This window comes from Pseudomonas sp. S3(2024), from assembly GCF_036861315.1.
GTDB classification, from domain to species: domain Bacteria; phylum Pseudomonadota; class Gammaproteobacteria; order Pseudomonadales; family Pseudomonadaceae; genus Aquipseudomonas; species Aquipseudomonas putida_A.
Genome location: NZ_JAZAQQ010000006.1, coordinates 368341 through 394439 on the forward strand (window position 1 = coordinate 368341; position 26099 = coordinate 394439).

Genomic DNA, 26099 nt, shown 5'->3' on the forward strand with positions numbered 1-26099 from the left:
ATGAACCTGTCCCCTCTCAACCGCCGCCGGTTCGAACTGTTCAAGGCCAACAAGCGTGGCTGGTGGTCGCTGTGGCTGTTCCTGATTCTGTTCGGGCTGAGCCTCGGTGCCGAGCTGATCGCCAACGACAAGCCGCTGGTGGTGCATTACGACAACCACTGGTACTTCCCGGCGATCAAGCGCTACCCGGAAACCACCTTCGGCGGCGAGTTCCCGCTGGAAGCCAACTACAAGAGCCCGTACATCCGCGAACTGCTCAAGGCCAAGGATGCGTGGGTGTTGTGGGCGCCGATCCCCTACAGCTACCAGAGCATCAACTACGACCTGAAAGTCCCGGCCCCGGCCCCGCCCTCGGCGGACAACCTGCTGGGTACCGACGATCAGGGCCGCGATGTGCTCGCGCGGGTGATCTACGGCTTCCGCATTTCGGTACTGTTCGCGCTGACCCTGACTGTGCTCAGCTCGATCATCGGCGTGATTGCCGGCGCGCTGCAGGGTTTCTATGGCGGCTGGGTCGATCTGGCCGGGCAACGCTTTCTGGAGATCTGGTCGGGATTGCCGGTGCTGTACCTGCTGATCATCCTTGCCAGTTTCGTCCAGCCGAATTTCTGGTGGCTGCTGGGGATCATGCTGTTGTTCTCGTGGATGAGCCTGGTCGACGTGGTGCGCGCCGAGTTCCTGCGTGGCCGCAACCTCGAGTACGTGCGTGCGGCACGGGCGCTGGGCATGCAGAACGGTGCGATCATGTTCCGCCACATCCTGCCCAACGCGATGGTCTCGACCATGACCTTCATGCCGTTCATCCTTACCGGCGCCATCGGCACCCTGACTGCGCTGGATTTCCTCGGCTTCGGTTTGCCGGCCGGCAGCCCGTCGCTGGGTGAACTGGTGGCCCAGGGCAAATCCAACTTGCAGGCACCATGGCTGGGCATGAGCGCGTTCGCGGTGCTCGCGCTGATGTTGAGTTTGCTGGTGTTTATCGGCGAGTCCGCTCGCGATGCCTTCGACCCGAGGAAGTGAAATGAATCAGGACAATCTGATCGAAGTGCGCGACCTCGCCGTCGAGTTCGGCTTCAACGAGCGGCTGCACCGGGTGGTCGAGGGCGTGAGCTTCGACATCAAACGCGGCGAAACCCTGGCCCTGGTCGGCGAGTCCGGCTCGGGCAAATCGGTGACGGCGCACTCGATCCTGCGCCTGCTGCCCTACCCGCTGGCCCGCCATCCGGCCGGCAGCATCAACTATGCCGGGCAGAATCTGCTGGGGCTGAGCGAAAAGACCATCCGCCACATCCGCGGCAACCGCATCGCGATGATCTTTCAGGAGCCGATGACCTCGCTCAACCCGCTGCACTCGATCGAGAAGCAGATCAACGAGATCCTCGGCATCCACAAGGGTCTGAGCGGCAAAGTCGCGACCAAGCGCACTTTGGAGCTGCTGGAGATGGTCGGCATTCCCGAGCCGCACAAGCGCCTCAAGGCCCTGCCCCACGAATTGTCCGGCGGCCAGCGCCAGCGGGTAATGATCGCCATGGCATTGGCCAACGAGCCGGAACTGCTGATCGCCGACGAGCCGACCACCGCACTGGACGTGACCGTTCAGCTGAAAATCCTCGATTTGCTCAAGGAACTTCAGGCTCGATTGGGCATGTCGCTGCTACTGATCAGTCACGATTTGAACCTGGTGCGAAGAATTGCGCATCGCGTATGTGTCATGCAGCGCGGTTGCATCGTCGAACAGGCATCGTGCGCAGAGCTGTTCCGTTCGCCGCAGCATCCGTACACTCGGGAATTGCTCGGCGCGGAGCCCAGCGGAGGTCCGGCGAGCAATAAAATCGGGGCGCCGCTGCTCGAAGTCGAGAACCTGAAAGTCTGGTTCCCGATCAAGAAAGGCCTGCTCAAGCGCACGGTGGATTACGTCAAGGCAGTGGACGGCATCAATTTCAGCCTGCCTCAGGGACAGACGCTGGGGATCGTGGGGGAAAGCGGTTCCGGCAAATCCACGCTGGGTCTGGCGATTTTGCGGCTGATCGGCAGCAAAGGCGCGATCCGCTTTGAGGGTAAGCAGCTAGACTGCCTGACGCAGAACGAGGTTCGCCCGTTGCGGCGGGAGATGCAGGTGGTGTTTCAGGATCCGTTCGGCAGCCTGAGTCCGCGGATGTGCGTCAGCGACATCGTTGGCGAAGGCCTGCGGATTCACAAGATGGGCACCGCCGCCGAGCAGGAAGCGGCGATTATTGCGGCATTGAAGGAGGTAGGTCTGGATCCGGAAACCCGGCACCGCTACCCTCACGAATTTTCCGGTGGGCAACGGCAACGTATCGCCATTGCCCGGGCTTTGGTGCTGAAACCGGCGCTGATCCTGCTGGACGAGCCGACTTCCGCGCTCGACCGCACGGTGCAGCGGCAAGTGGTGGAGCTGTTGCGTTCACTGCAAGCCAAGTACAACCTGACGTATTTGTTCATCAGCCATGACCTGGCTGTCGTCAAAGCGCTGAGCCACCAGCTGATGGTGGTCAAGCATGGCCAAGTGGTCGAACAGGGAGACGCGCAAGATATTTTTGCCGCCCCCAAACATCCGTATACACAGCAGTTGCTGGAAGCCGCTTTTTTGGCACCAGCCACTGCGCAATAACCTGAAAGAGGAGCAACACATGGGTTTTCTCGCCGGTAAGCGCGTACTGATCGTCGGTGTCGCCAGCAAGCTGTCCATCGCATCCGGCATCGCTGCCGCCATGCATCGCGAGGGCGCTGAGCTTGCCTTCACTTATCAGAACGACAAACTGAAAGGTCGTGTTGAGGAATTCGCTCAAGGCTGGGGTTCGAGCCCTGAGCTGTGCTTCCCGTGCGACGTGGCCAGCGATGAAGAAATCGCCAAGGTCTTCGAAGAGTTGAGCAAGAAGTGGGACGGCCTGGACTGCATCGTGCACTCCGTCGGCTTCGCCCCGGGCGACCAACTGGACGGCGACTTCACCGAAGCCACCACCCGTGAAGGTTTCCGCATCGCTCACGACATCAGCGCCTACAGCTTCGTGGCCCTGGCCAAGGCTGGCCGCGAAATGATGAAAGGCCGCAACGGCAGCCTGCTGACCCTGTCGTACCTGGGCGCCGAGCGCACCATGCCGAACTACAACGTGATGGGCATGGCCAAGGCTTCTCTGGAAGCTGGCGTACGCTACCTGGCCGGCTCCCTGGGCCCGGACGGCACCCGCGTCAACTGCGTATCGGCCGGCCCGATCCGTACCCTGGCAGCCTCGGGCATCAAGAACTTCCGCAAGATGCTGGCCGCCAACGAAGCGCAAACCCCACTGCGCCGCAACGTCACCATCGAAGAAGTCGGCAACGCCGGCGCCTTCCTGTGCTCCGACCTGGCGTCGGGCATCAGTGGTGAAATCATGTACGTGGACGGCGGCTTCAACACCACCGCCATGGGCAACATCGAAGAGTAATCTTCGGTCTGCCAATAAAAAACCCGCCAATCGGCGGGTTTTTTTGTGCCTGCAATGTCTTCAACAACCCAAATCCCCTGTAGGAGTGAGCCTGAATTTCGTGAACAGCGGATAAACCTGTGGGAGTGGGCTTGCTCACGAAGAGGCCGGCACATTCAACATGGATATCGCCTGAGCGGACGTTTTCGCGAGCAAGCCCGCTCCCACACTGTTTTTACGATGTGCCTGAATTTTGTGGGCAGCCGACAAACCTGTGGGAGTGGGCTTGCTCACGAAGAGGCCGGCACATTCGACATGGATATCGCCTGAGCGGACGCTTTCGCGAGCAAGCCCGCTCCCACAGGGTTCTGCGATGCGCCTGAACTTTGTGGGCAGCGGATAAACCTGTGGGAGTGGGCTTGCTCACGAAAAGACCGGCAGATCCAACATGGATATCGCCTGACGGACGCTTTCGCGAGCAAGCCCGCTCCCACAGGGTTCTGCGGTGTATCTGGATTTTGTGGGCAGCGGATAAACCTGTGGGAGTGGGCTTGCTCACGAAGAGGCTGGCACATTCAACATGGATATCGCCTGAGCGGACGCTTTCGCGAGCAAGCCCGCTCCCACAGGGTTCTGCGGTGTATCTGGATTTTGTGGGCAGCCGCTAAATCTGTGGGAGCTGGCTTGCCAGCGATGAGGCCTGAATCAGCGCCGTTTCAACGCCTGCTTGTGCGCATACATCGCCTGGTCGGCATCAGCCAGTAGCCGATCCACCGTGTCATGCCGTTGCGGATCGTATTCGATCTGGCCGACGCTGAAGCGGATGTCGTAGCCGCGCTGCAACATCGCATTGCGTTCGTCGAGGATGTCCTTGAGCCGCGCCATGATCGCTGTGGTTTCGACGTGACTGGAGCCGGTCAGCAGCGCCACGAACTCGTCACCGCCCAAGCGCCCGACCACGTCGCTCTCGCGAAAAGCGATGCGCAGCACATCGGCAAAGGTCTTCAGCGCACTGTCGCCTTCGGCATGGCCGTAACGATCGTTGATCTGTTTGAAGTCATTGAGATCGAAAAACAGCAGCGTCGCCGGTTTATCCCGGTGTTTGCAGGCGTCCAGCGCATGCTGGGCCAGGGTCTTGAAGCCGCGGCGGTTGGACAGCAGCGTCAGCTCGTCCATGCTTGCCATCTGCACCGCCATCAACTCTTGCTCGGCCATGCCGGCGAGATCGCGCAACAGGGCACGCTCCTCGTCGTCGAGTTCGCGCGGCTGGGTGTCGATCAGGCACAACGTGCCCATTTTGTTGCCGTTGGGCACGGTCAGCGGGTAGCCCGCGTAGAAACGAATCTTCGGCTCGCCGGTGACCAGCGGATTGTCATGAAAGCGCTTGTCCTGCTTGGCATCAGGCACCAGCAGCAATTCGTCCTGAAGAATCGCGTGCCCACAGAACGATACATCACGCGGGGTTTCGTTGACGTCGAGGCCGACGCACGACTTGAACCATTGCCGATCCTTGTCCACCAGCGTCACCAGCGCAATCGGCACGTTGAACAGGCGTTTGGCCAGCCGCGTGAGCCGGTCAAAACGCTCCTCCGGCGCCGAATCAAGAACCTTCAAGCCGTGCAGCGCTTGAATTCGGGTGGCTTCATTGGCGGGTTTGATCGGGGCCAGCATCACGCACTCCATCAGGGTCAATGACCGTTAGAGTAGCCTGATTCGCCAGCGACTCACACACTCAACCGCCCGCCACCGGACATGGCCCGCCAGCATCGGCCCAAAGCTTGAACTGGGCCACAAAAATGTCATGCGGCACCGGCACCGGTGCGCGCCCTGCTCCGGGGTTCCAGCCCCACAACACCAGTTTGTCGTCGCTGACATGTTTGATCAGCGCGGCGAAATCACGGTCGCCGTTGCTCGAGCGGTCCTTGATCATCGCGCACAACTTGTCCGGCGGCAGGCCGATCCAGGCCATCTTGTGGGCCGCCGGCGGCAGACTCCAGTGTGGTGCCCCCGGTGGCGCGTGGGGGCCATAACTGGCCGGCGGATTGCTCTCGGCGTGGCAGGTGGCGCAGGGCAAACCGGCGGCGCCCTTGCCGTCCATGCCACGCACCACATTCATCGCGTGTGGTTTGCCGGCATCGAATTGCAGCGGCGAATCGCCGGGGATGTGACAGTTCTGGCAGCGCGGGCTCTGGAACACCTTCTGCACCGTGCCGAACGCCTTGAGCGCCTCCTGATCGTCGGCGAACAGGTCCGAGGCGTAGCCGCCCAGCCCCAGCAACATCATCGTGCCCAACAGCAGATGTCGTTTCATCTCACACCCCCGACAGTTGCAGCGGCAGTTCACGCAAGCGCTGCCCGGTCAGCGCATACACGGCATTGGCCACCGCCGGCGCGGTCGGCGGAACCCCGGCCTCACCGATGCCGCCGGGTTTGTCGCTGCTGGGCACGATATGCACCTCGACCAGCGGCATCTCGTTGAGCCGCAGCACCTGGTAATCGTGATAATTGGACTGCACCACCGCGCCATCCTTGAGCGTCAGTTTGCTGTGCAGCGCCATGCCCAGGCCAAAGGTGATGCACGATTCCATCTGCGCCGCGATGCTCTGCGGGTTGACCGCGATCCCGCAATCCACCGCACACACCACGCGGTGCACGCGAATCGCCAGATTATCCTGCGAAACCTCGGCCACCTGCGCCACATAACTGCCGAACGACTCGTGTACCGCCACGCCCAATGCATGCCCGTCAGGCAACGGCGCTGTCCAGTTGGCCTTCTCCACCGCCAGATTCAGCACCCCGAGATGCCGCGCATGGTCCTTGAGCAAGGTGCGTCGATATTCGACCGGGTCCTTGCCCGCCGCCGTGGCCATTTCATCGATCAGCGACTCCATGACGAACGCGGTGTGGCTGTGCCCCACCGAACGCAGCCACAGCACATTGATTCCGGTCTGCGGCGAATGCAGCTCGACCTGTTGATGGGCCAGGCCCTTGATATACGGGCTGTCGGCCACGCCTTCGACCGAAGTCGCGTCGATGCCGTTCTTGACCATGGTCTGTTCGAGCATGGTGCCGGCCATGATCGACTGGCCGACCAGCACATGCTGCCAGCTCAGCGGCATGCCCTGCCCATCGAGGCCGATGCGTGCCTGATGCAGGAACATCGAGCGGTAATACCCGCCACGAATGTCATCCTCGCGCGACCACACGGTTTTCACCGGCAGCCCGGCGGCTTTCGCCACTTGCACCGCTTCGGCGACGAAGTCCGAGGTCGGATTGGCCCGCCGCCCGAATCCGCCGCCAAGAAATTCGGTGTGAATTTCCACCTGCTCCGGTTTGAGTCCGGTGATCTTGCCGGCGACCATCTGGTCCAGGGTCTGGAATTGCGTGCCGGTCCAGATCTCGCATTTCTCGGCACTGATCTTCACCGTACAGTTCAGCGGCTCCATCGGTGCATGCGCCAGATACGGCACGCTGTATTCGACGTCGATTTTCTTCGCCGCCTTGTCGAAGTTGCCCTGCGGATCCCCGGCCTGACTGGCGGAAGTGCCCGGTGTCGCTGCCAGTTTGCGAAAACTGTCGAGCAGGCCCTGGCTGCTCAGGTCAGCGTGCGGCCCGAGATCCCAATCGACCTTCAACGCATCGCGACCAAGTTTCGCCGCCCAGTAATGATCGGCAATCACCGCCACACCGGTCGGCACCTGTACCACTTTGTGCACACCGGGCACCGCCAGTGCCTCGGCGCCCTCGAAGGATTTGACCGTGGCGCCGAACACCGGTGCACGGGCAACCATCGCGGTCATCAAGCCCTCGAATTGCACGTCCATGCCGAACTTGGCGCGCCCGGTGATTTTCTCTGGGGTGTCGAGACGCTTGGTCGGTTTGCCGATGACTTTCCAGTCCTTGGCCTCCTTGAAGGTGATCGACTTTGGATCCGGCACTGGCAGTTGTCCGGCGGCGTCCGCCAGTTCGCCGTACGTCGCGCGTTTATCGCCGGCGATCACTACGCCGGACTCGGTGCGAATCGTCGACGCAGCGACGTTGAAGCGCTTGGCCGCCGCTTCCACCAGCATCTGCCGCGCCGTGGCCCCGGCCAGCCGGTAACGGTCGAACTCCATCCAGGTCGAGGTCGAGCCGCCAGTAATCTGCATCCCGCCAAACGCCGGCATGCCGTAATTGGCCGCCGAGGCCGGCGAGTGTTCGACGCGGATCGTCGACCAGTCGGCATCCAGCTCTTCTGCAATCAACATGGTCAGGCCGGTCCAGATGCCCTGGCCCATTTCCGAATGCCCCAGTAGCACCGTCACGCTGTTGTCCGCAGCGATGCGCAAGAACGCATTCGGCGCGAAGACCTTGCCTTCATTCTCCGCTGCCAGAGCAAATCGATGGGCACCGGGCACGACAAACGCCACCACCAGACCGCCCCCCAGCACGGCACTGCCCTTGAGAAATCCGCGACGCGATACAGGACTGTTCATCAACCTTCTCCCAACATGCCTCAGCCGATTTCGGACGCGCGCTTGACCGCCGCGCGGATTCGCGGATAGGTACCGCAGCGGCAAATATTCCCGGAGAGCGCCTGATCGATATCGCTGTCGGTGGGCTTGGGGATTTTCGCCAGCAGCGCGGCGGCCGACATGATCTGCCCCGACTGGCAGTAGCCGCACTGCACCACATCAAGTTCGGCCCAGGCCTGCTGCACCGGGTGCGAGCCATCGGTCGAAAGGCCTTCGATGGTGAGGATTTTCTGGCCGTGGGCCACGGCGGTGGCGGGCGTGATACAGGCACGCAACGGCGCGCCATCGACGTGTACAGTGCAGGCGCCGCACTGGGCCATGCCACAGCCGAATTTGGTACCGGTCAGGTGCGCCACGTCACGCAGGACCCAGAGCAACGGCATGTCGGCCGGCACATCGAGTTCCTGATCCTTGCCATTGATATTCAAGGTCAGCATCGGGGATTTTCCTCAGACTCACGGTGTTCTGAAGGGGCGTCGCTACGGCCAGCAAAGCCTGTGCGCGCCTCGGCTTATCCCTTTCAGCAAAGCCTAATTTGCGCGTGAAGCCAGACATGGCGACCACCGGTCATGCCCTATCGCAAAAATGTCGACTTTAATCTTCTGGCTGATAACGGCGCTTATCCGAACCGTCACGACCGGTCTGCGACGAGCGCGGTAACCCATCACCTTGGTCAGGAGTCGCGAACATGGGATTTGTCACCACCAAAGACGGCGTCGATATTTTCTACAAGGACTGGGGCCCGAAGGACGCCCCGGTGATCCACTTCCACCACGGCTGGCCGCTCAGCTCGGATGACTGGGATGCGCAGATGCTGTTCTTCCTGGGCCAGGGTTTTCGAGTGATCGCCCATGACCGCCGGGGGCACGGAAGGTCGAGCCAGGTCTGGGACGGCCACGACATGGACCATTACGCCGACGATGCGCTGGCGGTGGTTCAGCACCTGGGGGTGAAGAACGTGGTGCATGTCGGCCACTCCACCGGCGGCGGCGAGGTCATCCACTACATCGCCCGTCATGGTCAGGACAACGTCGCCAAAGGCGTGTTGATCAGCGCGGTGCCACCGTTGATGGTCAAGACCGAAAGCAATCCGGGTGGTTTGCCGAAATCGGTGTTCGACGATTTTCAGGCGCAACTGACGGCCAATCGTGCGCAGTTCTACCGCGATATCCCCAGCGGGCCGTTTTATGGCTATAACCGCCCCGGGGCCAAGCCGTCTGAGGGGATCATCGGCAACTGGTGGCGTCAGGGCATGATCGGCGGCGCGAAGGCGCATTACGACGGGATCGTTGCGTTCTCGCAGACCGATTTCACTGAAGACCTGAAGAAAGTCACCGTGCCGGTGCTGGTGATGCATGGCGAGGACGATCAGATCGTACCGTATGCGAACTCGGGGCCTTTGTCGGCGAAACTGCTGCCAAATGGCACGCTGAAGTCGTATCCGGGGTTTCCGCACGGGATGCCGACGACTGAGGCGGCGACGATCAATGCCGATTTGCTGGCATTTATTCGCGGCTGAGGAGAGTTGCGTTCACGCCTGTCTCCTGTAGGAGCGAGCCTGCTCGCGATGGCGATGTATCAGGCAACAAATGTTCAATCTGTTCCGACGCTATCGCGAGCAGGCTCACTCCTACAAGGGAACTTGATTGGCCTGAAGTTCACTACGCCTCGGTGCGCCCCGTCCCTTCGCGATCACGTTCGTAGTGGTGCGCCAGTGGCAGCGCCGGCAACCATGACTCGCGCCGTACAGTCCACAGTTCATAGGTCGGCTTGAACTGGTTCGGCGCGTCCAGCGAGCCGACATTCACTTCAATTTCATCCCCCGAACGCGCCAGTACCGGCGAACCACAGCGCGGACAGAACACCCGCCCTTGATACTCGCCAGTCTTGCCGCTGACGGTCACCGCATTCTCGGGAAATATCGCCGAGGCATGGAACAACGCCCCGTGGTGTTTGCGGCAGTCGAGGCAGTGGCAAATCCCGACGCGGTAAGGTTGGCCCGACGCTTCGAAACGCACATCGCCGCACAGGCAACCGCCAGTTAATGAGTTCATGGTGTCTATCCTCTGCCAGACTCTGTTCAGCCTTTGAACATAGCAGCCGTACAAGCGAACGCCCACATTCTGCCTACGCCGGAGACAGCCCCATGCCCTCCCCCGAGTCCATCTTGTTACAGAGCTGGCACACCAACGCTGACGCCTGGATCGACGCGATCCGCAGCGGTACCATCGAAAGCCGCCAGCAAGTCACCGATCAGGCGATCCTGCTGGCGATCATGGGCCGTCAACCCGAACGCGTGCTGGATCTGGGTTGCGGCGAAGGCTGGTTGTTGCGGGCGCTGGCGGATCGCGGTATCGATACGGCGGGCGTCGATGGCGACGCGACGTTGATCGAGGCTGCACGCGAGGCCGGTTCGGCCAAGGTACATGTGGCCAGTTATGCGGCATTGGTCGACGCCGAAATTGATATTGGCCGTGATTACGATTTGATCTGCGCCAACTTCTCGCTGCTGCATCAGGACATCATTCCATTGCTCGCCGCGATGCAGGCGTTGCTGGTTCCCGGCGGCGCCATGATCATTCAGACCCTGCATCCGTGGGCCGTGGCGGCCGGCGATTATCAGGATGGCTGGCGTGAAGAGTCCTTCGCCGGGTTCAAGGGCCAGTGGCAGCCGATGCCGTGGTATTTCCGCACGCTGTCGAGCTGGTGCAACGCGCTGGACATGGCCGGGTTTCACCTGGTCAGCCTGCAGGAGCCGCAGCATCCGCAAAGCCCGGTGCCGCAGTCACTGCTGATGATCGCCGAACGGCGTTCCTTGTAGGAGTGAGCCTGCTCGCGATGGCGTCGTCGCAGCTTGCATAGGCGTTGCCTGACCCTACGCCATCGCGAGCAGGCTCACTCCTATAGGGTTTGGCGGCAAGCGACGCACTTGTCGATCTACGGCAGCGCCATTCGACCAAGGACTGACTACGCTGTAAAACCTGCGTGTCTAACCTGCCGAGGATGACTGCCATGCAACGCTTTCAAAAACTCACACCGTGCCTGTGGTTCGATGATCAGGCCGAAGCCGCCGCGAAGTTCTATTGCTCGATCTTCGATCATTCGAAAATCACCGGCCTGACCCACTACAGCAAGGTCGGCCAGGAATTTCACGGCAAGCCGGAAGGCGCGGTGATGACCGTCAGTTTCGAACTCGACGGCCAGACCTTCACCGGCCTCAACGGCGGGCCGATGTTCAAGTTCAGTGAGGCCATTTCGTTTCAGGTCAATTGCCAGAATCAGGAAGAAGTCGACCACTTCTGGGGCAACCTGTCGGCCGGTGGTCCGGTCGAAGCCCAGCAATGCGGTTGGCTCAAGGACAAGTTCGGGGTGTCGTGGCAGATCGTGCCGGTGGCGTTCATGCACATGATGCTGGACCCCGACACCAGCAAGTCGCAACGGGCGATGCAGGCCATGTTCAAGATGAAAAAACTCGACATCGCCGAACTGGAGCGGGCCTTTGCCGGCCAGAGCTAATACACTCCGGTTCTGGCCTGCCGGGAACCATAACGATGAAACACGCTGCCGCCAAAAACCCTGAAAAAGCCCCTCGCTTCTGGCGCGACGATGCCCTGCCCTTCATCGAAGCGCGGGCCATCGCCGATGGCCGTGAGGTCTGCTACTCACGCCATTCCCATGCGCATTTTTCGATTGGCGCGATCACCGCCGGGCGGAGCATTTATGTGCATGAGCAATCGACGTTCGAAGTCGCCGCCGGCACCGTGGTGCTGATGAATCCGGGCGACGTGCATGCCTGCAATCCGATCGATGATCAGCCGTGGTCGTACTTGATGTTGTATGTCGAGACGCCGTGGCTGACGGATTTGCAGCATCAACTGGGGTTCAGTGCGGAGCTGGAGTTTCGGCGGTTTTCCACTACTCATCTGGATGACCCGCGACTGTTTCGTGACCTGCAAGGGCTTTACGCCACACTGGTCGACGAGCAGCAGGACGTACTGCGCAAACACAGCGCAGCGGTGGAGTTTTTCAGCGATCTGCAACTACGCCTGAACCCGGCTGAACCACCGCAGCGTGAACCGAATTTCAAGCTCGAACGCGCCGCCGACTTCATTCGCGAACACTGCACCGACCTGCTCAGCCTGGAGGACATCTGCACGGCGGCGCAGTTGTCACCGTCGTATCTGATCCGTACGTTCAAGCAGCATTACGGCATGACTCCGCATGCCTTTGTGGTCAACCAGCGCATCCAGTTCGCCCGCGAACGTCTGCGCAGCGGCCAGTTGATTGCCGATGTCGCGCTGGAAGCAGGTTTTGCCGATCAGGCGCATTTTCAGCGCGCATTCAAACAGCATCTGGCGGCGACTCCCGGCCAATATCGCGGCTGATCCTGGCGCCGGGCTCACGGCAACAGCAGATAACCCGCGCTCGCCGCCAGCAACAAGGCCATCAACCGATTGAACAGGCGCATCCCCTTCGGATTGCCCAGATACCCACGCAGAAACGTCCCGGCATAGACCCAGCAACCGACCGACAGATAACAGATCACCAGATACACCGCGGCGAACTGCCAGACCAGCCGTGCCTCGCCATCGGCGACAAACGCGCCCATCCCTGCCACACACGCCAGCCAGGCTTTCGGGTTGAGCCATTGCATCACCGCGCCGTACAACATCGACGGCGCCCGCCCCGCCTCGCCGACATGCAACTGGCCGTCATCGGCAGCCAGTTTCCAGGCCATGAACAACAGAAACGCCACCCCGGCCAATTGCACCACCCGGGTCAGAAATGGCCACAGTTTCAGGACCTCATGCAGCCCCAGGCCCATCAGCACCAGCAACAGCACAAAACCCAGCGTCGCTCCTGCCACGTGCCGCTGACTGGCCCGAAAGCCGAACTGCGCACCGGAACTCAGCGCCACTATATTCACCGGCCCCGGGGTTATGGACGCCACCAGCGCAAACGCCGCCATCGACACAATCAGACTCATTACGCACCTGCTGCAGAGTGGGGAGAAAGAGACTCAGGCTAACTAAGGCATGGCCTCCTGTATTGAACAAAATTGCCCTCAAATTGACCGGCATGAAACATACATTGAAACCAATACTGCAAAACAAGCCCTGACTGCGCCGATATAGTCGTCCTGCGAAAACGACTTTCGCCGCTCTCGTTTATTGACCCACCTATAAACCATGGATGGACTGAAATCCAATGACAACTTTAACCAATCTTTTTACCTCTGCCCCCTTATCAAGTGAGCAACTTGAACGACGCGCTATCGCGCAGACAATGAGAGCAACACTCGAAAAGCTGGAGAAAGACAAGGACAGTCGCAACTATTATCACCAAACCAGCCTGATCGATGGTGAGCAACTGTCCATATCGATTCTTGAGGGCAGTCAATTCAACCAAGCGCATTTCTCGGCACATATCGTCCTGCGCCAACTGGTACGGCAGCCGCAATTCGTTGCAATCGTCGACGCGTTGAAAATCAATGATGACAACTGGACACTGGTCAATAAAGAGGGCGAAATCTTTCAGGTCCATGAAGTCGAAAAAACCGACGGGACGTTTATCGAGCGCATCGATATCACCCAGCAGGTCAACGCGATTGATTCGTTTAAATCCGACCTGCAACTGCTGGCCAGAAGTGCAGTCATGACGGGTGACATCGTGTCTTCAGGCGACCGTCTGCCGTTGCTCAACTGGCTACAGTTCCAGCAACTGAACCTGCCCAAGACCGTGGAACAGTTTGAAAACCTGATCGCCTGGCTGGAACTGACGTTGCCACCGGCGCCCACGCATGGCAACTATCGGGGGACATCCAACGAAACCGGTGCAACAGAGTTGTGCATCGATGAGGATCAGCAATCAACTATCTATCAGGTCATCCATAAGTTGATGGACAAGGGCGAGCCGCGCACGGAACCGCTGATCAATTATCTGGCGGGTGCACTGCTCAAGAAAGAGACGCCGACAGCCCTGCGTGAATACCCGCGTCGCGCCTGGGCATTGCTGATCGAGACCGAAGAAGCGAAAGCCTTCGCCCAGTCCTGCTTCGAAGCGTTGAACGAGCCGTCCATGGTCAATGCGACTGTGCTGAGCACAGAGCAGCGTAGTCGCCTGCTGGTCGCAGCGGTCATGCTCGATTTGTCGTTGGGTCGCGAAGACAAGAACCAGAACTTCATCGAGCAGAATATCTATAACCCAGGTTACGTACAGGCTACCTCCCACGAGGTCAATCTGGCACTGGAACAGGCACTCGGACGCCGACGCATCAAGGAATATGCAGTTCCCATGACGCTGGAACTGATCCTCGCCGGACTTGCGCCGGAGTTGCTGGTCAGGACACCCGCGACGCTGCAGATAGGCACACCAGGCTGGGTCATTCTGCGCAAATCGGTACGTCTGGCCGAGAGCATCGCGCCTGGCCTGTCCAGTCAGATGCCTTATGACAAACTGCTTGAATTGGGTGCAATCTTGCCCACCAGTGCGCAACAGCAGACCCTGCATGACTGGGCGAACCTGCAAGGCATCCTGGACTGGTCGATGCTCAATGGCCTGGAGCCGGAAAATGCCCATGACCTGCCAACCGAGACGCTATTCAAGCAGGCTGCAACGCAGTACAACGCTCACATCGAAGCGATCAGCGCAGCGCTGACAACGATCGCCACCCCGCCGGTCAGCCGGCGCAAGCTGGCGAAAGCCGAGCTGAACGACATTGGTTGCGACCCGACGACACAAATAGCGTTGCCGGTCGAACACGGATTCAAACGCAACTATCATTCCGTACTTGATGTTTATATGACCCGCAACCTGTTGTTCAAAAAGGACTATGACAGGCAATCCGGCCCAAGTATCTACAAGGCGCACCCGGATCTGCTGACACTCGAGCCAATCAATGACATTTACAAGGCAAAAGTAAAGGAACACTTCAAGCAATACCAGGCGGCCATCAATACCACAGTGCGCCTGGCACTTTCACGACTGCCAGTGGAAGAACGGATGGCACTTGAATTTGGCAAGGTGGCCATATTCAGCGTTCGCGATTTTTCTATGCCAATCCAGATAGGCAGCAACTATGTACCTTTTGACCCACGCGAAACTGCGCGCTTTGGCAATATGCTGTTTTGCAAGTATGGATTGCAGTTTTACTGTTTTGAAATATTCCCCCTGCAAGGCATTTGCCGAAATAATCCGGCCTTGGCTGAAGTTTACATTCGCGGCCAGACACTCGATGAAATCGGATGGTTTACCGTATGGCCAAATGGCAACAGCGACTTCAAATCGCAGACGTATCTTTCCACGCGAATCGAGAAAAGCGCCTACTTCGAAGGCGAGCCCCCTTTGGGCGAGGAGTCGCGAGACAGACCAGGAATCATCCTCGAACGGTTTGCCGAATTCGATGAGCCTGACGACGCTCTACCCTTGACGCGCAGTCCACTGCACAGTTTCAACTCGGAACGCTTCAACAAGATCGGCGAAATCATTGCCGAACATAATCCCCCGACCCATTACGACCAGTTTTATGCAACCAGTTACGACAAGCCCCCGCTGGAGCAGAAACATGATGACTGGGACAACGTCACCGAAACCATTCTCGACATCGTCATTCCATTCCGCCAATGCATCAGAGGCCTGTCCTCCAGTGATCCGGATCTTCGCAGCGGCGCGATATTCAGTTGCGTCATGGACCTTACCGCGATCCTCTTTGTCTTTGCCGGAGCCATCGGGCCGTTCAGCAAGGCGCTGGGCAGCAGTACAAGACTGTTAAGCCTGAGCAAGGTCGGCGCAAGCGTTGCGCTGTCGGTGTTCAATCCGCTCGATGGCGTTCCGAAGCTGGTTTACGGTGGTGCCAGACTGGTCGGCAAAGGCGTGATGAAACTCAGTCATTTCGGCTATGCCATCACCCGGGCCGGCGCCGGACAACTTCGAGCGCTTAGCAGTACCAGCAGCGGCTCGTACGACCTGGTCAAGGCCCTGAGCAAGACAGGAGCAGCAGCGGAGATTCGCATGACGTTGCCGACGGTGGCGCATGCCAGAGCGTTGTTCAAGGATGACACCATCGAGAGCACAAGCCAGATCCTGGCCCGGCTGACTGACAAGACCGTTGCGCTTCCCAAGGATGTCAGCGCTCTTGAGCTGGATCACCTTTTCCAGAGTTCAATTTTCGAGACCACACGTAAACTGCAATCAACTCAAGAGCTTGAGAAACTGATTGGCAAAACAGCTGTGGAAGAGCTGCTAAAAACCTTCATGTCCAAAAATCCGTTCGACTACAGTTCTACACGTACGCTAGGCAATGGATATTCAACCTTGCTGGCAACGGTCACCGAGGTCGAAGTGCGCAAAGCCAACTACATCAAAACTTATCAGCAGAATCTGCTGAAACAGGACCTGGGCGCAGCCCCCTACAATGGGGTATTGGAAGAATCGCGATACAACATTCGAGGCCTCAGCGATAATGCCGAGCGCGCCGGTGCATGGATTGTTTATGCATCGAACTCGCAAGGTAACGACTTCGATAGCATCGTGGCGATACTGCGCGAATACGCGGCCAGCAACAAGTCGCTGACCGATCCTGCGGTCATTGCACAGTTACATCTTAGTATCGCGCCCGCCACCGCCGACACCATTCGCGTGGGCTTGAATCAGGCAAAGTATGTTAGCGACATCAGTGGCTTTGCGTTGATGCAGGATCACCTGAAACTACTGAACCCCGCTCATGAACACTTCGGCAAGCAACTGCTCGGTGCGGTTGTGGGTTTCCATGCGTTCGGTGACGGCAATGGCCGCACAGGCCGTGCTTTGTTCGCAATCAGCGAGCTACGACGCAACCGTTTCAACCCGGTTTCGAAAGAAGCGTTCAACGCAATTCATGGCGTCGATGGACCACTGTCAGATCTCTGATCAGGAGTAGCAGCAGCCCGGCCGGCATTCACCCGCCGGGCTGTTCTTGTCTTGCCGTATGGCTATCACTCGCTCCCGATCATCGCCGGCACCGTAAACCGAAACTCCGTGCCCTCACCCGGCTCACTGCTGGCCTCGATGCGCCCGCCGTGGGCTTCAACAATCCCCTGCGTGATGTACAAGCCCAGTCCGGTTCCGGTCGGGTTGCCCTCCTTCACCGTCCAGTAACGGTCGAACACCCGCGCCAGGTTTTCCTTGGGAATGCCTTCGCCGGTATCGCGCACGGTAAACACGATCTCTTTGCCGTCAGACTTGGCCAACACGCCCACCGAACCTTTGCGCGGGGTGAACTTGATCGCGTTGCCGATCAGGTTCGACAGCACCTGAAACAGGCGCTCCGGGTCGGCGTGGATTTTCAGGTCGGGATCGGCCTGGAAGGAGATGCTGATGTCCTTGTCCAGCGCCAGTGGCCCGAGCAGCGACTGGGTCTCCTCGAACATCTGCCCGACATCCAGGGTCTGCGGGGCGATGGTGTAGCGCCCGGCGTCGATCTTCGAGGTGTCGAGCAGATCTTCCAGTAGCGTGTTCATCCGCCCGGCCGCCTGCTGCATGGTGTCGATAGCCATGGAGATGCGCCGCGAGGTATGCGGGCCGTCGGAACTGAAGGTCTTCTGCATCATGCCGCAGAGCATGGAAATCACGGTCATCGGATTGCGCAAGTCGTGGGAAACCACCGCCACCAGTTCATCACGGGCGCGCACCGCCTCCTGCTCACGGCGCACCTGACGGGCGAGGTCGTTTTCCAGTGCCGAACGGCGCAAATCGTTGGCCGCGAACAGATCGCCATGACTCCATTTGGTGGAGATCCCGGCCATCTCGACTTTCCAGATTTCGAACGAAGTACGCGGACGCAGACGCAGGCCGGCGTCGGAGTTTTCCAGATCCAGCGGCTTGCGCGGGTCGCCGCTCCAGTTGATATTTTCCTTGACCTCGGGTCGGAACCACATCACCCCGTTGTCCACCGGCTTGGGCAGGCTCATGGCAAGCACGCCGCTGGCCACTTGCTGAAACTGCGCGGCTGGCGGATAAACGCTCGCCAGATGATGGCTGGCGAACACCGGCTCACCGGTTTCCTGCAACCACTTGTGCAAGGCACGAATGTCTTCCGGCTCCGGGCAGTTGCCATAACGGTGCAACTGCTTGTCTTCGATGATCGCAATGCCCCCGGCCCCGGCCAGCGCCATCAGCACTTGCGGCTGCTGCGCCAGACCGTCGAAGACGTTTTCCGGCGAGTCGATCATCGCTTGATTGAGCAGCGCCAACGCCTCGACTTTCTCCTCGCGCTGGCGGCTGATTTCCAGCGCTTCCATCGCGCTGATCTGCAGCGACAGCACCTGACCGATGGTCTGGCAGGCGCTGCGCAGTTCGTGCGGCACATGCAGCGGCTGGCGGTTACCGCAGCTGATCAGGCCCCAGAGCTTGTCGCCCTTGAGCAGCGAGATGCTCATCGACGACAGCACGCCCATGTTCTTCATGTACTGGCAATGAATCGGCGAGACGCTGCGCAGGGTGGCGAAACTCAGATCCAGCGGGGTCTGGGTGTCCGGGCGCAGCTTGGGCACCAGCGGCACCGGCTGGTAATCGGCATTCGGGATGATCCGCAGCCAGTTGGTGCGGTACAGCTCGCGCGCCTGCTCGGGGATGTCCGAGGCCGGGAAAAACAGGCCGTTGAACACTTCCATCGACGGATCGGACGCCTCGGCGATCACCTGACCGTGGCCCTCCTCCTCGAAGCGGTAGATCAGCACCCGGTCGTAACCGGTCATGGCCTGGATTTCCTTGACGCTGATGTCGTACAGCGCCTGCAGCGAAGTGGCCGCTTGCAGTCGCTGGAGCATGCGCCCCAGATGGGTCTGGTTGCCGGCGACGTTGCGCGGCTGGAAGTTCTCGACGTGGATTTCCAGTTCCAGAATCAACACGCCTTGATGACGGTGCAGCAGACCTTCGAACGCGGTGCCGTTGAGGCGAAAGTGCAGCGGTCCGGCATCGGCAAATACCGGTTGTTGCAACGCCTCGCGCACGGCCGCCGCGTGCGTCTCACCCAGCAATTCGTGCAGTGGCTGGCCGATCAGTTCTTGCGCCGGGCGTGCCAGCAGGGTCTCGACGTTGGCGCTGATCTGAATGATGTCCAGCGCCGGCTCGCTCAGAGTCAGCAACAGGCCGTGGGGCTGGATTGCCCCGGGAAAGCGGATCGGTTCGTCGGCACAGTTGGCCAGCAGTTCTTCAAAGGCTTCTTGGTCTTGCGGGTTCATGCCAGTACCTCCCGGCTTTCGAGCCAGCGCTCGAAACAGCTGAATGTGGTTTGGGCTGCCGCAACCACGGCTTCACGTTCGCCCGCATCCAGCGATCGACTGCCCAGGTAATCAATGAAATCGCGCCAGCGGCGGCCTGTGGCAGCGCCGTAAACGTCGAGGAATGCCGCACCGTTGTCGGCGTTCAGGCTCAACCGCGAGGCGATTTCGCGACGCAGGATCTGCCCGCCGAGGGTTGCCCCTTCCAGCACGTACATCACCCCCAGACAGGCAGCGCTGGATTCGATCATGGGCAACGACTGACACAATGGAAGATGGGCGATAGTCTCGGGCATCAGGCCGAGAGCCCTCAGATCATTGAGCAGGATCTGCGTCTTGAGACGTGGCGCAAGATCGAAATCAACCGGGATCACGCCACTGTCGAGCAGTGCACTTTCCAGCGGTCGATAAAAGCCGTAGTAGGCCTGCATCAACCGTACAAAAGCGTTCGAATCGAGGGTATCGGAGAAAAAAGGAAGACGTTTTTCCAGTGCGATGTGCAGTTCGGCAGTGCCGGCTCGCAGATCTTGCAGCACCGGTGGCACATAAACTTCACGGGCCTTTGCTTGCATGTAGATCGCTCTTGGTGGGGCCGCTTCGGGGCCGGCAGGGTGTTTGCAGCTTTGGACGGATATTACACGGCAAACGCCTTTTTCTGACTTGGCGCACAGATTTTTCTGACGAAACCATCGCCTTCAGACCTTTCAGAGTTCTGAAGAATCAGAAAAGTTCGAATCGTTTAAAGGGGGGTGCTGAAGCTGTACCGCGACAGCATCGCTTGACTGTACGGGTCTGCGCGCCCACTGCCTGTGATAAAAAAGCGTCATCGTTTCCGGAGCCCAAGCCCATGGATCTCGCCACGCTTTCGCTGTTTCTCCCGGCCTGTTTCGCCCTGAACATGGCCCCCGGCCCGAACAACCTGCTGTCGGTGAGCAATGCCACCCGCTACGGCTATCGTCGGGCCTGCGCCGCCGGCATCGGGCGGATTATCGCGTTCGCCGCAATGATCGCACTCGCCGGCGCGGGGTTGTCGGTGGTGCTGCAGACCTCGGAATGGCTGTTCCATGCGATCAAGATCATTGGCGCGGCGTACTTGCTGTACCTGGCCTGGCAACTCTGGCGCGCCAACCCTGAGGCCGAGCAGCAGGTCGCCGGAGCGTCGGTGGGGTTCTGGCGGCTGGCGCGTCAGGAGTTTCTGGTGGCGGCGGGCAACCCGAAAGCGATCCTGTTGTTCACCGCGTTTCTACCGCAATTCGTTGATCCGAGCCGCCCGGTGCCGGCTCAATTCGCCGTGCTCGGCGCGCTGTTTCTGCTGCTGGAATGGATTGCCATCGGCGCCTACGCGTGGATGGGCCTGCACATGCGCCGCTGGTTCGCCGAGCCGCGCGGCAAACGGATCTTCAACCGTTGCTGCGCAGGGCTGTTGTCGGCGGCGGCTTCGGTGTTGTTGATGGCGAAACGCGCTTAAGCCTCGGACGGGCCTTTGAGCTCAACCTGATTGCCGTCCGGGTCGAAGCAATACAACGACAGGCCGTAGCCCTCGGCGCCGAAGCGTCTGGCGGCTTTTTCCACAGTCAGACCGTGCGCCTGCAAGTGCTCGGTCAGCGCCGGTTCATCGAACGGCTCGATGCGCAGGCAGAAGTGATCGACGTTGCGCCGCTCGGTATCGGCCGCCCCGCCACCCTTTTTGCCAAGTTCGCCTTGCAAGTCGACGAGGTCGATCATCGAGGTGCCGGCGCGCAGGTGCACCAGACCCAATGGTTCGTTGTGCCTGACCACCTCGGCGCCGAAGACCCGGCGGTAGAAATCGATACTGCGTTGCAGATCGGCGACACGCAGGACGATGTGATCGAGGTGTTGAATGATGAACGGTGGCATGGTTGGCTCCAGCGAATCGGCGATCCGCTGATTGTGGTGCAGAATCGAAAAAATACACTGTCGATTTTTCGGTGGAGCCATCGAAATCCTGGATTTAAGCTCAGGCCATGAACATACAAACCGCACTGCTGCCGCCCCACGCCGAGATGGTTCGCGCCATGCTCGAACGCGACACCGCCTACGAAGGGGTGTTCTTCACGGCCGTGAAAACCACCGGGATCTTCTGCCGCCCCAGCTGCACGGCGCGCAAGCCGAAACCGGAGAACGTCGAATTCTTCGCCCATGCCGATGAGTGCTTGAGCGCCGGTTATCGCGCCTGCCTGCGCTGCAAGCCGCTGGACGCCGCAGCCATCGCCCCCGACTGGGTGCAGCGCCTGCTCACCGCCGTCGATGCCGACCCGGAAATGCGCTGGAGCGATGCGCAACTGCTGGCCGAAGGCATCGAACCGCTGAAGCTGCGGCGCTGGTTCAAGCAGCATTTCGGCATGACCTTTCATGCGTGGCTGCGCACGCGCCGGCTCGGTATGGCGCTGGGCGGGATCAAACAAGGCACCTCGATTGACCATGCGGCGTTCGACTCCGGCTACGAATCGCTCAGCGGTTTTCGCGATGCATTCCAGAAGTCGTTCCACATCACCCCGGGCCGCGCGGCCAACAGTGAACCGCTGCTGTTCACCCGCCTGACCACGCCGCTGGGGCCGATGATCGCCATGGCCGAACGTCGCGGACTGGTGTTGCTGGAGTTTCTCGATCGCCCGGCGCTGACCCGCGAAGTCGAAGAGCTGCAAACCCGTCATGGCTACGTGGTCGCCCCGGGACACAACGCGCCTTTGCGGCAGATCGAAGAGCAACTCAACGAATATTTTGCCGGGACGCGCAGTGCATTCAGCGTCCCGCTGCATCTGCCCGGCAGCGCGTTCGACCAGCAAGTCTGGGAGCAACTGCTGCAAATTCCTTATGGCCAGACCAGCACCTACGGCGCCATCGCCTCACGCCTGGGCAAACCCGGCGCCAGTCGCGCGGTAGGTTTGGCCAATGGGCACAATCGGCTGTCGATCGTGGTCCCGTGCCATCGGGTGATCGGTGCGGACGGTTCGCTGACCGGCTATGGTGGTGGACAGCCGCGCAAGGCGTTTCTGCTGAGGCTGGAAAACGCTGCGGTGCAGCTCACGCAACCTCTGGCTTTCTGACACTTCGCTCCACTCACAAGAAGGGATTTCGATGAACGCGCTCGACACTCGGTTCCACCAGTTACACCAGGAAGGTCTGCTGATCCTGACCAACGTCGCCGACGCCACCGGTGCGCGGCTGGTCGAGCATGCGGGCGGGCAAGCGGTCGCCACCAGCAGCGCGGCAGTCGCTTGGGCGCATGGCTATCCAGACGGCAACACCCTGCCCCTCGAACGGCTGATTTCAACCGTGGAATCCATCGCGCGGGTGATCCAGGTGCCGCTGAGCGTGGACATCGAGGCGGGTTATTCCGATGACCTCGAGCGCGTGGCCGAAGTGATCGACGCGGTGCTTGCCGCCGGTGCGGTCGGGATCAATATCGAGGACGGCAGCGGCGCCCCGGAGCTGTTGGCGCGCAAGATCGAAGTAGCACGGCAGATCGCTCAGAAGCGTGATGTGAAGCTGTTCATCAACGCGCGCACTGACGTCTACCTCAAGGGCCTGGTACCGGCCGAGGATCGCGTCGCCGAAACCCTGCACCGTTCAGCGTTGTACCAGGCCGCCGGGGCCGATGGCTTGTTTGCCGCTGGCGTGACCGCCGCTTATGAAATCGAGGCAATCTGCAAGGGCACGTCACTGCCGGTGAACGTGCTCGGCTTCGCCTGCCTGCCGTCGCCGACAGAGCTGCAAGCCCTGGGCGTTCGGCGCTTGAGCGCCGGGTCTGGCATCGCCGAATTCCTCTATGGCGCGATGGGCTCGCTGGTGAAAAGCTTCCTCGCCAGCGGCAAGCTCGACACCCACGACCTGAAGGCGCTGACCTACGGCGAAGTCAACGGACTGCTGAAATAGCATGCCGGATCGTTATCAGGCGGCCAGCGAATTTCTGGCCGCGCTCGACGAGGACTGGCAGCGCCACGTTGCCGCCGTCGGCCCCTGCCTGCATCAACCGCACCCGACGCGTGATCCGTATCAGTCGCTGGTGCGGGCGATTGCCTATCAGCAACTGCACGCCAAGGCTGGGGATGCAATTGTCGGGCGTCTGGTGGCGTTGTTTCCGGGGCAGACGTTTCCCCGGCCGGAACAGATTCTCGCGAGTGACTTCGATCAACTGCGCGGCTGCGGTTTTTCGGCGGGCAAGATTGCGACCATTCAGGGCATCGCCCGGGCAACGCTGGACGGTGTGGTGCCGGATTATCGCACCGCGCTGGCGATGGACGATGAAGCGCTGATCGAACGCCTGGTCAGCCTGCGCGGGGTTGGCCGCTGGACCGTGGAGATGCTGCTGATTTACAGCCTGGAGCGCATGGATATTCTGCCGGCGGATGATTTTGGCGTGCGCGAGGGCTATCGCCGATTGAAGGCGCTGGAAGTACAGCCGACGCGCAGGCAGATGATCGAGATTGGCCTGGCGTGGAGTCCGTATCGGACGGTGGCGGCGTGGTATTTGTGGCGCGTTGCCAAGGTCTAGACCGCGTTATCGTTCTTCGCGAGCAAGCCCGCTCCCACAGAGGAACGCATTTCAAAATGTGGGAGCGGGCTTGCTCGCGAAGGCGCCCGTCGACTCAACCTCAAATCAAAGACCTGACTTCAACTTGCTGAACGCCCGAATCAAAGCCCGATTGAACGCCTTGCCATTGTCATTCTTGCTGTACAGCGAAGCCCGCACCGCCTCCGACGGATACGTCCCCGGATCATTACGGATCGATGCATCCACCAGACCATCCGCCGCCGTGATCGCATTGGCGTAGTGGATGGTGTCGGTGATCGGCGCGATCACCTCAGGCGTCATCAGATAATCCATCAATGCCAGCCCCGCCTGCGGATGCGGCGCATCCTTGGGAATGACCATGGCGTCAAACCAGATCAACGTGCCTTCTTTGGGGATGCGGTAACTGAGCTGGAACGGCTTGTTCGCCGCTTGTGCCTGCCCCGCCGCAATCGCCACGTTGCCATTCCACGACATCGCCACGCAGGTGTTGCCGTTGGCCAGGTCGCTAATGTTCAGATCGTTGTCGAAGTAGCGAATGTACGGGCGGATCTTCGCCAGTTGCTGCTCGGCGAGTTTCAAGTCATCAAGGTTCTGCCGGTTGATGTCCAGGCCCAGGTACTTCATGACCGCCGCGAACACTTCGTTCGGATCGTTGAGCAGACTCACCCCGCAATCGGCAAATTTCGAGACCACCGCCGGGTCGAACAGCATCGCCCAGCTGTCGGTCGGCGCTTCTGGTAAACGCTGCTTGATCGCTTGCTCCTGATAGCCGACGCCGGTGGTGCCCCAGGCATAAATACCGGCATAACGGTTGCCGGGATCGAACACCGCCATGTGCTGGCGGAACTCGTCACCGAGCCCGGCAAAGTGCGGCACCCGAGCCTTGTCCAGCGGCTGGATCGCACCGCTCTCGATGGCTCGCGACAGGTGTTGCCCGGCGGTCAGTACCAGGTCATACCCGCTGCGTCCGGTGAGCAGTTTGGTCTCCACGGTTTCCAGCGAATCGAAGTGATCGGCGACCACCTGAATGCCGGTCTGCGCCTCGAAATTCTTCAGCGTATCCGGGGCCAGGTACTCGCCCCAGATGTACAGATTGACCACCGGTCTGGCGGTGTCGGCGGCCTGCACACACAGGGGTGCAAGCACCAGCAATAACGCTTGAGTCAGTTTGTGCAGGCCCATCATCACACCCCCTTGCGATTAGACGTGCCGGCGTATTGCGGCATGGTGATGCACGCGACGTTGCCGCCACCGAGGAGGATTTCCCGGGAATTTTCGATGCCGACGATCTTGTGCTGCGGGAACAGCTCGGCGAGAGTCGCCATGGCCAGCTGATCGTTGCGATCACCGAACAGCGGCACCACGATTGATCTGTTGCCGGCGTAGTAGTTGATATACGACGCACAGATTCTGGTGCCGGCCTGACGGATGTGGGTACTGTCCTGCTGATCGAGGCCTTCGGCTTCCTCAGCGGTCCACTCCAGCACTTCCGGTTGCGGCAGTTTATGCACGATCAACTCGCGACCACGGCTGTCGCGGGTGCTGCGCAGGATGTCGTAGGCCTCTTGATAGATTTCCCATTGTGGGTCGTCGCGGTTGTCGGTCCATTGCAGCACCACTTCGCCGGGGCGCACGAAGCACGCGAGGTCATCGACATGGCCATCGGTTTCGTCGAACTTGCAGCCACGTGGCAACCAGATCACTTGTTCGGCACCGAGGTAATCGGTCAGGCGCCGGGTTACTTCGTCCTTGCCCAGATGCTGGTTGCGATTGCGATTGAGCAGGCACTGTTCGGTGGTGAGGATGCTGCCCTGACCATCGCTCTGGATGCCGCCAAGTTCGGCAATCAGCGGTGCGCGGTAACGGTCGAAGCGTTCGATTTCGAGGATCTTGCTGGCGATCTGGTCGTCCTTGTCCCACGGGTAGTACAGCCCGCCGTCGAGGCCGCCGTAGGCGTTGAATTCGAAGTCGACGCCGCGCACTTCGCCGCTCTGGTCGTTGACCACGAAGCACGGGCCGCTGTCGCGGAACCAGGTGTCGTTGCAGGTCATCTCGACCACACGCACTTGCGGCGGCAACTGCCGGCGGGCGGTGGCGAATTGCGCGGCGGAGGCGCAGACGGTGACCGGTTCGCTGTGGGAGATGGCGGTGACGATCTGCACCCAGACTCTCTGCGCCGGTTTCGCGCCGTTGCGCCACACGTCGGTGCGCTCCGGCCAGCCGAGCCAGCAGCCGGACTTGGCTTCGAATTCGCCGGGCAGACGGAAGCCGTCGCGCTTGGGGGTGGAGTCGAGCAAACGTGCCATGGTCAAACCTCGTCTTGGGGTTGGGAATGACCACAGGCTACGATCGCGGACGGCTGGCC

23 protein-coding genes are annotated in these 26099 nt (G+C 60.4%); 12 read left to right on the top strand and 11 right to left on the bottom strand.

Going from position 1 to position 26099, the window contains the following annotated elements; all coding sequences use genetic code 11:
• Genes VLA07_RS17950 through fabI form a run of 3 tightly spaced genes read left to right on the top strand, consistent with a single transcriptional unit; the run spans position 1 to position 3446 of the window.
• Complete coding sequence (locus tag VLA07_RS17950; protein WP_007965317.1) at positions 1-1020, top strand: ABC transporter permease; 1020 nt, start codon at positions 1-3, stop codon at positions 1018-1020.
• Position 1021: 1 nt separating this feature from the next.
• Positions 1022-2632, top strand: coding sequence for an ABC transporter ATP-binding protein (locus tag VLA07_RS17955; protein ID WP_027613150.1), 1611 nt, complete (start codon positions 1022-1024; stop codon positions 2630-2632).
• 19 nt (positions 2633-2651) lie between these two features.
• Positions 2652-3446, top strand: coding sequence for an enoyl-ACP reductase FabI (gene fabI / locus VLA07_RS17960; RefSeq protein WP_003202751.1), 795 nt, complete (start codon positions 2652-2654; stop codon positions 3444-3446).
• Positions 3447-4130: 684 nt separating this feature from the next.
• On the opposite strand, the gene VLA07_RS17965 is transcribed toward fabI, so the two are convergent.
• The 4 genes from VLA07_RS17965 to VLA07_RS17980 form a co-directional block, all read right to left on the bottom strand.
• Positions 4131-5096, bottom strand: coding sequence for a sensor domain-containing diguanylate cyclase (locus VLA07_RS17965; protein WP_333990121.1), 966 nt, complete (start codon positions 5094-5096; stop codon positions 4131-4133).
• A gap of 61 nt (positions 5097-5157) precedes the next feature.
• The gene (locus VLA07_RS17970) at positions 5158-5736 is read right to left on the bottom strand and encodes a hypothetical protein (protein WP_330207227.1); all 579 of its coding nucleotides are present in this window, start codon (positions 5734-5736) and stop codon (positions 5158-5160) included.
• Between the two features lies 1 nt (position 5737).
• On the bottom strand, positions 5738-7900 hold the full coding sequence (locus VLA07_RS17975; protein WP_225138659.1) for a xanthine dehydrogenase family protein molybdopterin-binding subunit: 2163 nt from the start codon (positions 7898-7900) through the stop codon (positions 5738-5740).
• A gap of 20 nt (positions 7901-7920) precedes the next feature.
• Positions 7921-8376, bottom strand: coding sequence for a (2Fe-2S)-binding protein (locus VLA07_RS17980; RefSeq protein ID WP_003224136.1), 456 nt, complete (start codon positions 8374-8376; stop codon positions 7921-7923).
• 251 nt (positions 8377-8627) lie between these two features.
• On the opposite strand from VLA07_RS17980, the gene VLA07_RS17985 reads away from it, so the two are divergent.
• On the top strand, positions 8628-9458 hold the full coding sequence (locus VLA07_RS17985; protein ID WP_333990127.1) for an alpha/beta fold hydrolase: 831 nt from the start codon (positions 8628-8630) through the stop codon (positions 9456-9458).
• A 142-nt stretch (positions 9459-9600) separates the two neighbouring features.
• Here the strand turns inward: VLA07_RS17985 and VLA07_RS17990 are convergent, their stop codons facing one another.
• Positions 9601-9993, bottom strand: coding sequence for a GFA family protein (locus VLA07_RS17990; protein WP_333990130.1), 393 nt, complete (start codon positions 9991-9993; stop codon positions 9601-9603).
• 92 nt (positions 9994-10085) lie between these two features.
• Here VLA07_RS17990 and VLA07_RS17995 point away from each other — a divergent pair, with 92 nt between their 5' ends.
• The 3 genes from VLA07_RS17995 to VLA07_RS18005 all read left to right on the top strand — a co-directional run bounded on the left by VLA07_RS17995 (position 10086) and on the right by VLA07_RS18005 (position 12324).
• Positions 10086-10760, top strand: coding sequence for a class I SAM-dependent methyltransferase (locus VLA07_RS17995; protein ID WP_247268513.1), 675 nt, complete (start codon positions 10086-10088; stop codon positions 10758-10760).
• Between the two features lie 191 nt (positions 10761-10951).
• Positions 10952-11455, top strand: a complete 504-nt coding sequence (locus VLA07_RS18000; RefSeq protein ID WP_096795948.1) for a VOC family protein — start codon at positions 10952-10954, stop codon at positions 11453-11455.
• A gap of 35 nt (positions 11456-11490) precedes the next feature.
• Positions 11491-12324 carry an AraC family transcriptional regulator gene (locus VLA07_RS18005; RefSeq protein ID WP_330207224.1) on the top strand — a complete coding sequence of 278 codons (834 nt, stop codon included), beginning with the start codon at positions 11491-11493 and terminating at the stop codon, positions 12322-12324.
• A 14-nt stretch (positions 12325-12338) separates the two neighbouring features.
• Here the strand turns inward: VLA07_RS18005 and VLA07_RS18010 are convergent, their stop codons facing one another.
• The gene (locus tag VLA07_RS18010) at positions 12339-12926 is read right to left on the bottom strand and encodes a LysE family translocator (RefSeq protein ID WP_330207223.1); all 588 of its coding nucleotides are present in this window, start codon (positions 12924-12926) and stop codon (positions 12339-12341) included.
• Positions 12927-13147: 221 nt separating this feature from the next.
• Here VLA07_RS18010 and VLA07_RS18015 point away from each other — a divergent pair, with 221 nt between their 5' ends.
• The gene (locus VLA07_RS18015; protein ID WP_333990135.1) at positions 13148-16846 is read left to right on the top strand and encodes a hypothetical protein; all 3699 of its coding nucleotides are present in this window, start codon (positions 13148-13150) and stop codon (positions 16844-16846) included.
• A gap of 65 nt (positions 16847-16911) precedes the next feature.
• On the opposite strand, the gene VLA07_RS18020 is transcribed toward VLA07_RS18015, so the two are convergent.
• A complete protein-coding gene (locus VLA07_RS18020; protein WP_333990137.1) occupies positions 16912-19158 on the bottom strand; it encodes an ATP-binding protein in 2247 nt (748 codons plus the stop codon).
• A complete protein-coding gene (locus tag VLA07_RS18025; RefSeq protein ID WP_333990140.1) occupies positions 19155-19769 on the bottom strand; it encodes a biliverdin-producing heme oxygenase in 615 nt (204 codons plus the stop codon). Before VLA07_RS18025 ends, VLA07_RS18020 begins: the two co-directional genes overlap by 4 nt.
• 275 nt (positions 19770-20044) lie before the next feature.
• Between VLA07_RS18025 and VLA07_RS18030 the strand changes: the two genes are divergently transcribed.
• Positions 20045-20665 carry a LysE family translocator gene (locus tag VLA07_RS18030; RefSeq protein ID WP_333990142.1) on the top strand — a complete coding sequence of 207 codons (621 nt, stop codon included), beginning with the start codon at positions 20045-20047 and terminating at the stop codon, positions 20663-20665.
• On the opposite strand, the gene VLA07_RS18035 is transcribed toward VLA07_RS18030, so the two are convergent.
• Positions 20662-21075, bottom strand: a complete 414-nt coding sequence (locus tag VLA07_RS18035) for a VOC family protein (protein WP_333990145.1) — start codon at positions 21073-21075, stop codon at positions 20662-20664. The genes VLA07_RS18030 and VLA07_RS18035 overlap by 4 nt on opposite strands.
• 107 nt (positions 21076-21182) lie before the next feature.
• On the opposite strand from VLA07_RS18035, the gene VLA07_RS18040 reads away from it, so the two are divergent.
• The 3 genes from VLA07_RS18040 to VLA07_RS18050 are packed head-to-tail and all read left to right on the top strand — an operon-like array spanning position 21183 to position 23713.
• Positions 21183-22265: a bifunctional transcriptional activator/DNA repair enzyme AdaA gene (locus VLA07_RS18040; RefSeq protein WP_333990148.1), complete on the top strand. Its 1083-nt coding sequence runs from the start codon at positions 21183-21185 to the stop codon at positions 22263-22265.
• A gap of 31 nt (positions 22266-22296) precedes the next feature.
• Positions 22297-23094 carry an isocitrate lyase/PEP mutase family protein gene (locus tag VLA07_RS18045; protein ID WP_333990150.1) on the top strand — a complete coding sequence of 266 codons (798 nt, stop codon included), beginning with the start codon at positions 22297-22299 and terminating at the stop codon, positions 23092-23094.
• 1 nt (position 23095) lies between these two features.
• Positions 23096-23713: a DNA-3-methyladenine glycosylase family protein gene (locus VLA07_RS18050; RefSeq protein ID WP_333990153.1), complete on the top strand. Its 618-nt coding sequence runs from the start codon at positions 23096-23098 to the stop codon at positions 23711-23713.
• A 105-nt stretch (positions 23714-23818) separates the two neighbouring features.
• On the opposite strand, the gene VLA07_RS18055 is transcribed toward VLA07_RS18050, so the two are convergent.
• Complete coding sequence (locus VLA07_RS18055; RefSeq protein ID WP_333990228.1) at positions 23819-24916, bottom strand: extracellular solute-binding protein; 1098 nt, start codon at positions 24914-24916, stop codon at positions 23819-23821.
• Positions 24917-24918: 2 nt separating this feature from the next.
• Positions 24919-26040 (bottom strand): agmatine deiminase, encoded by a 1122-nt coding sequence (aguA, locus tag VLA07_RS18060; RefSeq protein WP_333990154.1) that lies wholly within the window; start codon positions 26038-26040, stop codon positions 24919-24921.
• Between the last annotated feature and the right edge of the window lie 59 nt (positions 26041-26099).